The organism is Pseudomonas sp. ICMP 460 (assembly GCF_002723595.1).
In the GTDB taxonomy this organism is placed as follows: domain Bacteria; phylum Pseudomonadota; class Gammaproteobacteria; order Pseudomonadales; family Pseudomonadaceae; genus Aquipseudomonas; species Aquipseudomonas kitaguniensis.
Genome location: NZ_LKBR01000001.1, coordinates 310,586 through 323,915, shown reverse-complemented (window position 1 = coordinate 323,915; position 13,330 = coordinate 310,586). Strand labels below are relative to the sequence as shown.

The window sequence follows — 13,330 nt, the reverse complement described above, 5'->3', positions numbered from 1 at the left end:
ACCTTTGTTGTTAAAAATATCAATCATTGATCTTTTCTGGTTTCAGTCAACCCGAACGGCATGCCGAAGTCAAGCGAGGGCTTTTTTGCCCTAAAAAAGCACCGAGAAGCCTTTTTTGGGGCTTTTTGGGGCGATTTTTTAGGTTTGGGGGGCTCAGGATTCGCAGGCTTGAGCGGGCCGTGTTGTATTTTTTACGGGGGTGTTGTGTAAAAAAATGAACAAGGCTAAGCTCGATTCAAACCCATAACAGCAATAATACCGGGGTGCTTCATGTCTCGCCTGCCGCCACTTGGCGTCTCGGCCTGCTTTCGCCAGGCCTTGTCAGCAGTCCGTTTTCCCCGCGTGAATGCCCACGCACCGGCCAATATTCTTGACGGCCCCGTCGCTCCCCTGTTTGCCATTTCGACTGCCACTGACCGGCTGCCATCCGCGCTGCCGCTCAAGATTGCGCACGACTTTGGCGTGAGGAATGCAACGTTGCAGCAAATGGCAGGTAAGCTCCTACCCTGAACGAAAAAACGACGCGGATGCTGCGTCAACCAACGCCTGGCCTTTAATGGATGCCAGGAAACCCAGCCCAGAGGCATTTATGAGTAACAACCTCGACCAGCTCACCGATTGGTTGAAAGACCACAAGATCACAGAAGTCGAATGCATGATTGGCGACTTGACCGGCATCACCCGGGGCAAGATCTCGCCGACCAACAAGTTCATCGCCGAAAAAGGCATGCGCTTGCCCGAGAGTGTTCTGTTGCAGACGGTTACCGGCGATTACGTCGAAGACGACATCTATTACGAATTGCTCGACCCGGCCGACATCGACATGATCTGCCGCCCCGACCAGAACGCCGTGTTCCTGGTGCCTTGGGCCATCGAGCCGACCGCCCAAGTGATCCACGACACCTACGACAAGCAAGGCAACCCGATCGAGTTGTCGCCGCGTAACGTGCTCAAGAAGGTCCTCAAGCTGTACTCCGACAAAGGCTGGCAGCCCATCGTGGCGCCGGAGATGGAGTTCTACCTGACCAAACGCTGCGAAGACCCCGACTTCCCGCTACAGCCGCCGATTGGCCGTTCCGGGCGCCCGGAAACCGGTCGCCAGTCCTTCTCTATAGAAGCCGCCAACGAATTCGACCCGTTGTTCGAAGACGTCTACGACTGGTGCGAGCTGCAAGAGCTGGACCTCGACACGTTGATCCACGAGGACGGCACGGCGCAGATGGAAATCAACTTCCGTCACGGCGATGCGCTGTCACTGGCCGACCAGATTCTGGTGTTCAAGCGCACCATGCGTGAGGCCGCGCTCAAGCACAACGTGGCCGCCACCTTCATGGCCAAGCCGATGACCGGCGAGCCCGGCAGCGCGATGCATTTGCACCAGAGCATCATCGACATCGCCACCGGCAAAAACGTGTTCTCCAATGAAGACGGGAGCATGAGCCAGCTGTTCCTGAACCACATCGGCGGCCTGCAAAAATTCATCCCTGAACTGCTGCCGCTGTTTGCGCCCAACGTGAACTCGTTCCGCCGCTTCCTGCCCGACACTTCGGCGCCGGTCAACGTGGAGTGGGGCGAAGAAAACCGCACCGTCGGCTTGCGCGTGCCGGATGCCGGCCCGCAAAACCGTCGCGTGGAAAACCGCTTGCCGGGCGCCGACGCCAACCCGTACCTGGCGATTGCCGCCAGCTTGTTGTGTGGCTACATCGGCATGGTCGAAGGCCATAACCCGAGCGCGCCGGTGGTGGGGCGTGGTTACGAGCGGCGCAACCTGCGCTTGCCGTTGACCATCGAAGACGCGCTGGAACGCATGGAAAACAGCAAGACCATCGAGAAATACCTGGGTAAAAAATTCATCACAGGTTATGTCGCGGTCAAGCGGGCCGAGCATGAAAACTTCAAGCGCGTGATCAGTTCGTGGGAGCGGGAATTCCTGCTCTTTGCCGTCTGATGCGCCGGGCGCGCTGTGGGAACAGCGCGCCCTTCACTGAACAGTTCAGGAGATTGGTATGTCCAGCAACAACCCGCAAACCCGTGAATGGCAAGCCTTGAGCAATGATCACCACTTGGCGCCGTTCAGCGATTTCAAGCAATTGAAAGAGAAGGGCCCACGGATTATCACCAAAGCCCGCGGCGTTTACCTGTGGGACAGCGAAGGCAACAAGATCCTCGATGGCATGGCTGGCCTGTGGTGCGTGGCGATTGGTTACGGTCGCGATGAACTGGCGGATGCCGCCGCCAAACAGATGAAAGAACTGCCGTATTACAACTTGTTCTTCCAGACCGCTCACCCGCCCGTGCTGGAATTGGCCAAGGTCATTTCCGAGATCGCACCGGCCGGCATGAACCACGTGTTCTTCACCGGTTCCGGCTCCGAAGGCAACGACACCATGTTGCGCATGGTCCGCCACTATTGGGCGATCAAAGGCCAACCGAACAAAAAAACCATCATCAGCCGCAAGAATGGCTACCACGGCTCCACGGTGGCCGGCGCCAGCCTGGGCGGCATGACCTATATGCACGAACAGGGCGACTTGCCGATTCCGGGCATCGTGCATATCGCGCAGCCGTACTGGTTCGGCGAAGGCGGCGAGATGAGCGCCGAGGAATTCGGGGTGTGGGCGGCCAACCAGCTTGAAGAAAAGATTCTGCAGCTCGGCGTAGACAACGTTGCTGCGTTTATCGCCGAGCCAATCCAGGGCGCCGGTGGTGTGATTGTGCCGCCCGACAGCTACTGGCCGCGCATCCAGGAGATCCTCGCCAAGTACGACATCCTGTTTGTCGCCGACGAAGTCATTTGCGGTTTCGGCCGCACCGGCGAGTGGTTTGGCAGCGACTTCTATGGCCTTGCGCCGCACATGATGACCATCGCCAAGGGCCTGACCTCGGGTTACATCCCGATGGGCGGCCTGATCGTGCACGACGATGTGGTTGCGGTGCTCAACGAAGGCGGTGATTTCAACCACGGCTTCACCTACTCCGGTCACCCGGTGGCGGCGGCGGTAGCGCTGGAAAATATCCGCATCATCCGCGATGAACACATCGTTAAGCGGGTTCACGACGAAACGGCACCTTATTTGCAGAAACGTCTGAGGGAGCTGGCTGATCACCCGTTGGTGGGTGAAGTACGCGGTGTGGGCATGCTCGGTGCGATTGAGCTGGTGCAGGACAAAGCCACGCGCAAGCGTTACGAAGGCCGTGGCGCAGGCATGATTTGCCGAACCTTCTGCTTCGAGAATGGCCTGATCATGCGCGCCGTGGGCGACACCATGATCATTTCGCCGCCGCTGGTGATCAGCAAGGCTGAAATTGACGAGTTGGTGAGCAAGGCTCGCCAGTGCCTGGACCTGACTTTGGCGGCATTGCAGGGCTAGGTGCTAGGCTCAGTGCGCAGCGGCTGAACCGCTTGAAAGCCAGCCCCTGAACTTGCCAGACTGTCGCCCGTTGTATCGCCGTTGCGCGCGACGAAACCCAACAAAGCTTGTGGCCCAAAAAAGAAAAATTGGAGCATCACCAAATGAAGGCATTAGGTTTGAAGAACGCTGGCAAGACCCTCCTCGCCTTGTCCCTGATGGGCGCAATGGCGGGCGCGGCCCAGGCAGACGATAAAGTGCTGCACGTCTACAACTGGTCCGACTACATCGCACCGGACACCATCGCCAACTTTGAAAAAGAGTCAGGCATTAAAGTGGTGTATGACGTGTTCGACAGCAACGAAACCCTGGAAGCCAAGTTGCTGGCAGGCAAGTCCGGTTACGACATCGTCGTGCCGTCGAACAACTTCCTCGCCAAGCAGATCAAGGCCGGTGTTTACCAGGAGCTGGACAAGTCCAAGCTGGCCAACTACGACAACCTGAACAAATCGCTGCTTAAAGCCGTGTCGATCAGCGACCCGGACAACAAGCATGCCTTCCCGTATATGTGGGGCTCCATCGGCATTGGCTACAACCCGGAGAAGGTCAAGGCCGCGCTGGGCGTCGACAAGATCGATTCCTGGGACGTGCTGTTCAAGCCGGAAAACATCGCCAAGCTGAAAAGCTGCGGCGTGAGCTTCCTCGATTCGCCAACCGAAATGTTGCCGATCGCGCTGCACTACCTGGGCCTGCCAACCGACAGCCAGAAGAAAGACGACCTCAAGCAAGCCGAAGCGCTGTTCCTGAAGATTCGCCCGTCGATCGGCTACTTCCACTCGTCCAAGTACATCTCGGACCTGGCCAACGGCAACATCTGCGTGGCCGTGGGCTACTCGGGTGACATCCAGCAGGCCAAATCCCGCGCGGCTGAAGCCGGTGGCAAGGTCAAGGTTGCCTACGACATTCCGAAAGAAGGCGCAGGCAGCTTCTACGACATGGTCGCCATCCCTAAAGATGCCGAAAACCTCGACGCCGCCTACAAGTTCATGAACTACCTGCTCGAACCCAAGGTTATGGCTGCGATCACCAACAGCGTGCGCTTCCCGAACGGTAACGAGAAAGCCACCGCCTTGGTCGACAAAGACATCACCAGCGACCCGGGCATCTACCCGCCAGCCGATGTGCAAGCCAAGCTCTACGCGATTGCCGACTTGCCGGCTGCGACCCAGCGTGAAATGACACGCAGCTGGACCAAAATCAAATCGGGCAAATAAGCCTTTGTACCTGTGGGAGCGTCTAACCGGCGCTCCCACACATTAAATGACATAACGCTTTGCCGGATCGGTTTATCGAGGGTAAGTTGCGCGCCGGTTTTGTTGCCGGGCAACAACTTCAGGCCCAACTATTTAAGAGGACCTCCACGTGCCAATTTCTTTATTTCGCAACGCCGTGCTGGTGGCTGCAGGTATCACGCTGGCTGCCAGCGTGCAGGCTGCACCGACCGTGCATATTTATAACTGGTCGGACTACATCGGCCCCGACACCTTGGCCAACTTCGAAAAGGCCAGCGGCATCAAGCCCGTGTATGACGTGTTTGATTCCAACGAAACCCTGGAAGGCAAGTTGCTCGCCGGTCGCACCGGTTACGACGTGGTGGTGCCGTCCAATCACTTCCTCGGCAAACAGATCAAGGCCGGGGCATTCCAGAAGCTCGACAAGTCACTGCTGACGCACTACGCCAACCTCGACCCGGCGCTGCTCAAGCGGCTGGAAAACAACGACCCGGGCAACCAGTACGCCGTGCCTTATCTGTGGGGCACCAATGGCATTGGTTACAACGTCGATAAAGTCAAGGAAGTGCTCGGCGTCGACCACATTGATTCCTGGGCGATCCTGTTTGAACCGGAAAACATGAAGAAGCTGGCGACCTGCGGCGTCTCGTTCATGGACTCGGCGGATGAAATGCTGCCGGCGGTGCTCAACTACATGGGCCTCGATCCCAACAGCACCAACCCGGCCGATTACAAAAAGGCCGAAGAAAAACTGCTGAAAGTGCGGCCCTACGTGACCTACTTCCATTCGTCCAAATACATCTCGGACCTGGCCAACGGCAACATCTGCGTGGCAGCCGGTTTCTCCGGTGATGTGTTCCAGGCCAAGGCACGTGCGGCCGAGGCAGGCAAGGGCGTGAACATCGCCTACGCGATTCCGAAAGAGGGCGGCAACCTGTGGTTTGACGTTCTGGCGATTCCCAAGGATGCCACCAACGTCAAAGAGGCCCACGCCTTTATCAACTATCTGCTGCAACCTGAGGTGATCGCCCAGGTCAGTGACTACGTCGGTTACGCCAACCCTAACCCCGGCGCGGACAAACTGATGGAGCAATCGATACGCACCGACGCCGCGGTTTACCCACCGCAGGCGGTTCTTGATCGCACGTTCGTCAACGTCGAGCTGCCGCCCAAAGTGCAGCGCTTAATGACCCGTAGCTGGACCAAGGTAAAAACGGGCAAGTAAGGCTCACATTATCCAGGGTTCGCCCGCCTCGGGCGAACCGCACTCTTTTTTGTTGGGAGTTTCGTAAATGGCAGTTGCCTCCGGCGCCTATAAGAAAGCCCTCGAGGGCGACCAGACACCGAAAAAGGTGCTGGTCAAAATCGACCGGGTCACGAAGAAGTTCGACGAGACGATTGCCGTGGACGATGTGTCCCTGGAAATCAAAAAAGGCGAGATTTTCGCCTTGCTCGGCGGCTCTGGCTCGGGCAAGTCCACCTTGCTGCGCATGCTCGCAGGCTTCGAGCGCCCAACCGAAGGTCGCATCTACCTCGACGGTGTGGACATCACCGACATGCCGCCCTATGAGCGGCCGATCAACATGATGTTCCAGTCCTACGCCTTGTTCCCGCACATGACCGTGGCGCAGAACATCGCGTTTGGCCTGCAACAGGACAAGATCCCCAAGGCCGAAGTCGAGGCGCGCGTGGCCGAGATGCTCAAGCTGGTGCAGATGAGCCAGTACGCCAAGCGCAAGCCGCACCAGTTGTCCGGTGGCCAGCGCCAGCGTGTGGCGCTGGCGCGTTCGTTGGCCAAACGCCCGAAACTGCTGCTGCTCGATGAGCCAATGGGCGCCCTCGACAAAAAGCTGCGCTCGCAAATGCAGCTGGAACTGGTGGAGATTATCGAGCGCGTCGGCGTGACCTGCGTGATGGTGACCCACGACCAGGAAGAAGCCATGACCATGGCCGAGCGCATTGCGATCATGCACTTGGGCTGGATCGCGCAGATCGGCAGCCCCATCGACATTTACGAAACGCCCACCAGCCGCCTGGTGTGCGAGTTCATCGGCAACGTGAACATCTTCGACACCCAAGTGGTGGATGACGCTGAAGGCCACGCGGTACTCAAGTGCGCGGACCTCGACCGTGACATCTACGTGGGTTACGGCATCGCCACCTCGGTGGAAGACAAGTCGGTGACCTACGCCATCCGCCCGGAAAAATTGCTGGTCACCACGCAAATGCCGACCGGCGAACACAACTGGTCCAGCGGCAAGGTGCACGACATCGCCTACCTCGGCGGGCACTCGGTGTTCTACGTGGAACTGCCGAGCGGCAAGCTGGTGCAGTCCTTCGTCGCCAACGCCGAACGCCGTGGCCAACGGCCTACCTGGGGTGACCAGGTGTACGTGTGGTGGGAAGACGACAGCGGCGTGGTATTGCGCTCATGAACATGAAAAAACTCAAGCGGCGCTTGCACCGCATCGTGCCCAGTGGAAAGCAGGTGGTCATCGGGATTCCGTTCCTGTGGCTGTTTCTGTTTTTTGCACTGCCGTTTTTCATCGTACTGAAAATCAGCTTTGCCGAAGCCGACGTGGCGATCCCGCCGTACACCGAGATCTACACCTACGTTGAGCAAAAGCTGCAGGTGGTGTTGAACCTGGCGAACTACAGCTTGCTGGCGGGCGACGAGCTGTACATCGCCGCCTACCTGGGCTCGCTGAAAATGGCGTTTTTCAGCACGCTGCTGTGCCTGCTGATCGGCTACCCGATGGCCTACGCAATTGCCACCGCGCGCAAAGAGATGCAGACCGTGCTGGTGCTGCTGATCATGATGCCGACCTGGACCGCGATCCTGATCCGCGTGTATGCGTGGATGGGCATCCTCAGCAACAACGGTTTGCTCAACGGCTTCCTGATGTCGATCGGCTTGATCAACGAACCGCTGCAGATCCTCAACACCAACATCGCGGTGTACATCGGCGTGGTGTATTCGTACCTGCCGTTCATGATCCTGCCGCTCTACGCCAACCTGGTGAAACATGACCAGAGCCTGCTGGAAGCCGCGTCGGACCTCGGTTCGAGCACCTTCAACAGCTTCTGGAAAATCACCGTGCCGCTGTCCAAGAACGGCATCATTGCCGGCTGCATGCTGGTGTTTATCCCGGTGGTGGGCGAGTTCGTGATCCCGGAACTGCTCGGCGGCCCGGAAACCTTGATGATCGGTAAAGTGTTGTGGCAAGAGTTCTTCAACAACCGTGACTGGCCGGTGGCCTCTGCGTTGGCGGTGGTGATGCTGGCGATCCTGATCGTGCCGATCATTCTGTTCAACCGCAGCCAAGCCAAAGAGTTGGAGGGCAAGATATGAAGCGCTTCAGTTTTTCAAGCTTCATGCTGGTGGCGGGGTTGTTGTTTATCTACCTGCCGATGCTGATTCTGGTGATCTACTCGTTCAACGAATCCAAACTGGTGACGGTGTGGGGCGGTTGGTCGATCAAGTGGTACGTGGGCCTGCTGGACAACACTCAGTTGATGGGCTCGGTGGCGCGCTCGCTGGAAATCGCCTGCTACACGGCGGTGGCGGCGGTGGCGCTGGGTACGTTGGCGGCCTTTGTGCTCACGCGCATCAGCCAGTTCAAGGGACGCACGCTGTTCGGTGGCCTGGTGACGGCGCCGTTGGTGATGCCGGAAGTGATCACCGGCCTGTCGTTGTTGCTGCTGTTTGTGGCCATGGCGCAGATGATCGGCTGGCCGCAGGAACGTGGCATTGTCACCATCTGGATCGCCCACACCACGTTCTGCGCGGCGTACGTGGCGGTGGTGGTGTCGGCGCGCTTGCGTGAGCTGGACCTGTCGATTGAAGAGGCGGCGATGGACTTGGGCGCGCGGCCGTGGAAGGTGTTCTTTTTGATCACCATCCCGATGATCGCGCCGTCGTTGGCGGCGGGCGGCATGATGTCGTTCGCACTGTCGCTGGATGACCTGGTACTGGCCAGCTTTGTGTCTGGCCCTGGTTCGACTACCTTGCCGATGGAAGTGTTTTCGGCGGTGCGTCTTGGGGTTAAGCCCGAGATCAACGCGGTGGCCAGCTTGATCCTGTTGGCGGTGTCGTTGGTGACTTTCCTGGTGTGGTTCTTCAGCCGTCGTGCCGAAGAACACCGCAAGAAAGCCATCCAGCAAGCGATTGAAGAAGCGGCGGCGGAGGGCTGGAAACAGCCGGACAAGCGCCGGGCGCCCGCACCGGTCTAATCAGGCCCTCCTGAAGAAGCCGGATCAAAATGTGGGAGCGGGCTTGCTCGCGAAAGCGGTGGATCAGTCAGTACATCTGGTGACTGACACTCCGCATTCGCGAGCAAGCCCGCTCCCACATTTAGTTGCATTTCAAGTTGATTAGGCAGCCCACGGCGATGTGCGAATCACTTCCACAAAGTTCATCGGCTTGAACCCCGGCTCCTGATCCACCAGCACATCAGTCTTCACGTTGCCAAACGTGGTCTGCGGACGATGGCGCAAGCCGTCGGCAAACGCGCAGATGATGCATTCCTTGAACCCTTCACCGCGTGGGTGCGCATGCACCACGGCCTCGCGTTGCACGCTGGTAAACGCCGCATAGTCGATGCCCAGCACGTCCATCTCGACACCGGCGGTCACCAGCGCCACGGTTGGGCGCAGGTGCTGCGGCACGCCCGGCGTGGTGTGCAAGGCAATGGCCAGCCATACCTGCTCGATGTCGTCATCACTCAGCCCGTAAGGCTTGAGGAACGCCGCCGCCGCGTTGGCGCCGTCCACCTCAAAGCGTTGGTTGTTACTGCGATGGCCTTCGATCAGGCCGAGGTCATGGAACATCGCGCCGACGTAGAGCAACTCCGGGTTGTAAGCCAACTGCTGGCGTTCACCGCTCAAGGCGCCGAACAGGAATACGCGGCGGGAGTGGTGGTAGAGCAAGTCGGTTTCGACGTCGCGGATGTATTCGGTGGTGGCCTTGGCCAAAGCGCTGTCCGGGATCTGGATGCCGGCGATGGTGGTGCTCATGGGCGTGCTCCTCTGGAAAGCATCCAGTCTGGTCGCCCGCCCGTAACGCGGCCATCGCTGCGAGGGTGCGATCCCGGCCAATGTGCTGCCACATCGTGCCAAGGGTGTATTCGGTCAAATGTGCGCGCTGGCTTGCCTGCGCCAGCATCACCTCGGTATACCTGATGGACCGAGTCGCTTGCATCGCAGGCAAGCCAGCTCCCACAGGGTTTTGCGTTCGCCCCGGACATAAAGGTCTACCCATGCAAAAAACCGTTGGCATCCTGATCTTCCCCGGCGTGCAGGCGCTGGACGTGACCGGGCCTATGGATGTGTTTTGCGAGGCCAACCGCTTTTTGCCGCCGCAGGACCATTACCAGTTAGAAGTGATTGGCCTCGGCCACGGCAGCATGGCGGCTTCCAACGGTTTGTCGCTGCAAGCCCATCGGCATTACAGCGAGGCCGTGCAGGCCTATGACCTGTTGCTGGTGGCTGGCGGCCCGCAGTTGCCCTTCGAAGATTTCGGCGCGGCGTTTGATGCCTGGCTACGCGGCGCAACCGCACGGGCGCAGCGCTTCGGTTCAATCTGCAACGGCGCGTTCATGCTGGCCCGTGCAGGGTTGCTGGAGGGTAAAACCGTCACCACGCATTGGAACGATGCGGCTGCGCTGGCGCGCGCGTGCCCCGCGGCGCAGGTCGACGCCGACCGTCTCTACGTGCAGGACGGCAACCTTTACACATCGGCCGGGGTCACGGCGGGCATCGACCTGTCGCTGTACCTGGTGGCGCAGGACCACGGCCCGGAAGTGGCGTTGAGCGTGGCCAAGCGCTTGGTGGTGTTCACCCAGCGTGCGGGCGGGCAGTCGCAGTTCAGCCCGTTTCTTGCGCCCCACGCCGACACCACCTCGGCGGTGGCGCGGGTGCAGTTGTACGTGTTGGCCAACCTGACCGGCGATTTGAGCATTGCCGACCTGGCCAAGGCCGCGAATATGAGCGCGCGTAATTTTTCCCGGGTGTTTGCCCGTGAGGCACGCATCACCCCGGCGGAATTTGTCGAGCGCGCGCGAGTGGACGCGGCGCGAGTGATGCTCGAAAGTAGCCCCGCACCGCTGAAAACCGTGGCCTATCAATGCGGGTTTCGCGACGCCCAGCACATGCGCAGCGTGTTCAACCGCCGGCTCGGCGTGACGCCGCAACAGTTCCGGCTCAACTTCGCGGCCCCGGTGTAGCGCCAGCTATCGCGCAGGCAACAGCTTCAGCGTGCCGCGCGTGTTGGCGGTGACTTCTTCATCGGTGATGTGCGCTTGTTCGTAGCCGCCTTCGATATAGGTCTGCGCCTGGTCGCCGTAGTGCGAATCAAACGGCACGCCGCTTTGGCCCACCGGGTTGATGGTCAGGGCGTGGGCCGGGTCGGCGAAGTCGATCAGGCGGCGGGTTGATGGCCCGTAAGTCACCGGCCAGGGCGCCGGGCCAAGGGTGGCCGACTGGTTGTTTGGCACTTCGTGTGTGCCGGGCGCGGGGAACGGGCCGACGTTGAAGATGAGGTCGAGCGGCTTTTGCATGCCCAACGGGTGGCCGTGAGTCAGGGTGTGCGCCTTGCCCCATTGCCACTGAGTCGGGTCGCTGCCGAAGGTCGCAGTCAGGTGCGCAACGCTGTTGTCCCACGCGCGCTTCACGGTGTCGGCGCGCGCGCCGCCCCACCAAGGCGAGTCCGGCGAGGCAGCCAGGCGAGGCAACGCAGCGTCGATCAGGCGGCTGCTGAGCAAGGTCTTGAACATGCCATCACCGAGTTTGGGGTGGAAGGTCGCATCGGCGAGGTTAAACAAGAACTGGTTGAACAACGTGGCGCTGGTCGAGTTCAGTGGGTAGTCGCCTTTCCAGGCGGCCAATTGTTCCACCCACTGCAACTGCGCCGGGTCCTTGACCACCTCGCGCAGCACCGGCAACAGCGGTGCCAGCAAGCGCGGGCCATAGGCAGTGGTGGTGCCCAGTTGCACGGCCTGGCTGTTGTTCACGTCCCACTTCACACGCTTGTCGCTCAACTGCGTATTCAACTGCTGGCCACGGTCGGCGAGGTTGTAATAACCGGGTATTTCCATGCCGGTGGGCGAGACCGGCTGGGCGTTGGCCGACACCACATAACCCCGCGCCGGGTTTTCTTCCTGCGGGTTGGCGCTGAACGGGTAAAAGCCCAGCTTGTCGGCCTGAGCGGTGCTGCCGTCAAGGATAAAACCGGGGTTGACCCCAGCGGGCCGGATCGGCAACTGCGCCGCCGCCCACCAGCCGATGTCGCCCTTGGCATTTGCCCACACGATATTCAGGCCAGGCGCCGAGACCTTGGCCGCCGCCGCACGTGCTTTGGCCAGGGTGTCGGCACGGTTGAGCTGGTAAAACCCTTCGAGGATCGGGTTTTCGGTGTCGAGAAACGCCCACCACATCGCGATCGGCGTGTTGCCCGCGTTCTCGCCGAGCACGTCGTTGATGATCGGGCCGTGGGGCGAGCCGCGCAGGGTCAGTGTCACCGGCGCCTGACCTTTGACGGCAATTTGCTGCTCGCTGCTGGTCAGGTCGACCCATTGGTCGTGGTACCTGACCTGGCTGGGATTGTCCGGGTTGACCTTTTCAGCGATCAGGTCGAGGTCATCGTTCTGGAACATGGTCAGGCTCCAGCCGAAATCCAGGTTGTGCCCCAGGAACGCGACCGGCACCAGTGCGTTGTGATAGCCGTAGAGTTCAAAGCCCGGCGCCGATAGCTGGGCCTCGTACCACACAGACGGCACCGAAAAACGGATATGCGGGTCGCCCGCCAGCAACGGTTTGCCGCTCTTGGTACGGCTGCCGCTGATGGCCCACGCGTTGCTGCCCTCGAACTGCGGCAAGCCGTTGTCGGCCAGCGCCTGTTCGCTCAAGGACGCGAGGGCACCGAGGGTTTTCCAGTCGTTGGCCGCCAGGTTCAGCGCACCTTTGGCTTGCCAGTCGAGGTCGAAGACTTTCAGGTAGTCGCTGCCCAACTGGTCGCGCATGTAAGTCAGCAGCGGTTCGCTACGAAACGCGGCGGCAAAGCTGTAGGCCATGTACCCGGCGACGCTGATGGTGTCCTCGGCGGTAAATGGCCGCTTGGTGATGCCCAATGCGTCGAACTCTATCGGGCTGGCGTGGCTGTCTTGATATTGGTTGATGCCGTCCAGGTAGGCTTGTAATGCCTTCCATGCGTTCGAATCGTGGTCGATGTGTTCGACGTAACTCAAGGCGCGCTCACGAATGCGCAGGCTGCGAAACAACTTGTCGGTCTGCAGCACCTTCGGCCCCAGCACTTCGGCCAGCTCGCCACGCGCCAGGCGGCGCATGATTTCCATCTGGAACAGCCGGTCCTGGGCATGCACGTAGCCCAGGGCGCGATACAGGTCGGCCTCGTTCTCGGCGCGAATGTGCGGCACGCCACGCTCGTCGTAGCGCACCGTGACCGAGCCTTGCAGGTTAGCCAGTTTAACCGTGCCCTGGCGGGTGGGTTGCTTGCTGTAGATATACCCGCCGGCGCAGGCGATGAGGACTGCAATCAGGATTGCGAACACGGTCAGGCTGCGTTTCATGGACGGTCCTTGAGTCAATCACCTTGGAGGTCGGCTGAGTCTAATGGGTTTGGCGGGTGCTGAGGAGCCGCCGAGCCCGCTATGCGTCTCGCCGACAGCCGAG

Annotated in this window: 11 protein-coding genes; 9 read left to right on the top strand and 2 right to left on the bottom strand. The window is 60.1% G+C overall.

The annotated features are described in order from the left end of the window. The first annotated feature begins 270 nt into the window (after positions 1-270). The 8 genes from AO240_RS01520 (at position 271) to AO240_RS01485 (ending at position 8,875) form a co-directional block, all read left to right on the top strand. The gene (locus AO240_RS01520) at positions 271-510 is read left to right on the top strand and encodes a hypothetical protein (RefSeq protein ID WP_099234892.1); all 240 of its coding nucleotides are present in this window, start codon (positions 271-273) and stop codon (positions 508-510) included. A 79-nt stretch (positions 511-589) separates the two neighbouring features. Next, positions 590-1,948: a glutamine synthetase family protein gene (locus AO240_RS01515; protein ID WP_099234891.1), complete on the top strand. Its 1,359-nt coding sequence runs from the start codon at positions 590-592 to the stop codon at positions 1,946-1,948. A 58-nt stretch (positions 1,949-2,006) separates the two neighbouring features. After that, positions 2,007-3,371 (top strand): aspartate aminotransferase family protein, encoded by a 1,365-nt coding sequence (locus AO240_RS01510; protein WP_099234890.1) that lies wholly within the window; start codon positions 2,007-2,009, stop codon positions 3,369-3,371. Between the two features lie 158 nt (positions 3,372-3,529). Then, complete coding sequence (locus AO240_RS01505; RefSeq protein ID WP_099234996.1) at positions 3,530-4,624, top strand: polyamine ABC transporter substrate-binding protein; 1,095 nt, start codon at positions 3,530-3,532, stop codon at positions 4,622-4,624. 148 nt (positions 4,625-4,772) lie between these two features. Next, on the top strand, positions 4,773-5,867 hold the full coding sequence (locus AO240_RS01500) for a polyamine ABC transporter substrate-binding protein (protein WP_099234889.1): 1,095 nt from the start codon (positions 4,773-4,775) through the stop codon (positions 5,865-5,867). 67 nt (positions 5,868-5,934) lie between these two features. Continuing rightward, complete coding sequence (locus AO240_RS01495; RefSeq protein ID WP_058413726.1) at positions 5,935-7,077, top strand: ABC transporter ATP-binding protein; 1,143 nt, start codon at positions 5,935-5,937, stop codon at positions 7,075-7,077. Beyond that, complete coding sequence (locus AO240_RS01490; protein ID WP_099234888.1) at positions 7,074-7,994, top strand: ABC transporter permease subunit; 921 nt, start codon at positions 7,074-7,076, stop codon at positions 7,992-7,994. The genes AO240_RS01495 and AO240_RS01490 overlap by 4 nt, the downstream gene beginning before the upstream one ends. After that, positions 7,991-8,875 carry an ABC transporter permease subunit gene (locus tag AO240_RS01485; RefSeq protein ID WP_058413724.1) on the top strand — a complete coding sequence of 295 codons (885 nt, stop codon included), beginning with the start codon at positions 7,991-7,993 and terminating at the stop codon, positions 8,873-8,875. The genes AO240_RS01490 and AO240_RS01485 overlap by 4 nt, the downstream gene beginning before the upstream one ends. A 141-nt stretch (positions 8,876-9,016) precedes the next feature. On the opposite strand, the gene AO240_RS01480 is transcribed toward AO240_RS01485, so the two are convergent. Next, entirely contained in the window at positions 9,017-9,658 is a 642-nt protein-coding gene (locus AO240_RS01480) for an HD domain-containing protein (protein ID WP_058413723.1), read from the bottom strand. Between the two features lie 242 nt (positions 9,659-9,900). Here AO240_RS01480 and AO240_RS01470 point away from each other — a divergent pair, with 242 nt between their 5' ends. Next, positions 9,901-10,866 carry a GlxA family transcriptional regulator gene (locus AO240_RS01470; RefSeq protein WP_099234886.1) on the top strand — a complete coding sequence of 322 codons (966 nt, stop codon included), beginning with the start codon at positions 9,901-9,903 and terminating at the stop codon, positions 10,864-10,866. 6 nt (positions 10,867-10,872) lie between these two features. Here the strand turns inward: AO240_RS01470 and AO240_RS01465 are convergent, their stop codons facing one another. Continuing rightward, complete coding sequence (locus tag AO240_RS01465) at positions 10,873-13,227, bottom strand: penicillin acylase family protein (protein WP_099234885.1); 2,355 nt, start codon at positions 13,225-13,227, stop codon at positions 10,873-10,875. Positions 13,228-13,330 lie beyond the last annotated feature (103 nt).

What these genes read in the sequence shown, in the direction of transcription:
- AO240_RS01480 (WP_058413723.1), bottom strand. Translation starts at nt 9,658, where the DNA reads ATGAGCACCACCATCGCCGGCATCCAGATCCCGGACAGCGCTTTGGCC.
- AO240_RS01465 (WP_099234885.1), bottom strand. Translation starts at nt 13,227, where the DNA reads ATGAAACGCAGCCTGACCGTGTTCGCAATCCTGATTGCAGTCCTCATC.
- AO240_RS01490 (WP_099234888.1), top strand. Translation starts at nt 7,074, where the DNA reads ATGAACATGAAAAAACTCAAGCGGCGCTTGCACCGCATCGTGCCCAGT.
- AO240_RS01485 (WP_058413724.1), top strand. Translation starts at nt 7,991, where the DNA reads ATGAAGCGCTTCAGTTTTTCAAGCTTCATGCTGGTGGCGGGGTTGTTG.
- AO240_RS01515 (WP_099234891.1), top strand. Translation starts at nt 590, where the DNA reads ATGAGTAACAACCTCGACCAGCTCACCGATTGGTTGAAAGACCACAAG.
- AO240_RS01510 (WP_099234890.1), top strand. Translation starts at nt 2,007, where the DNA reads ATGTCCAGCAACAACCCGCAAACCCGTGAATGGCAAGCCTTGAGCAAT.
- AO240_RS01495 (WP_058413726.1), top strand. Translation starts at nt 5,935, where the DNA reads ATGGCAGTTGCCTCCGGCGCCTATAAGAAAGCCCTCGAGGGCGACCAG.
- AO240_RS01470 (WP_099234886.1), top strand. Translation starts at nt 9,901, where the DNA reads ATGCAAAAAACCGTTGGCATCCTGATCTTCCCCGGCGTGCAGGCGCTG.
- AO240_RS01520 (WP_099234892.1), top strand. Translation starts at nt 271, where the DNA reads ATGTCTCGCCTGCCGCCACTTGGCGTCTCGGCCTGCTTTCGCCAGGCC.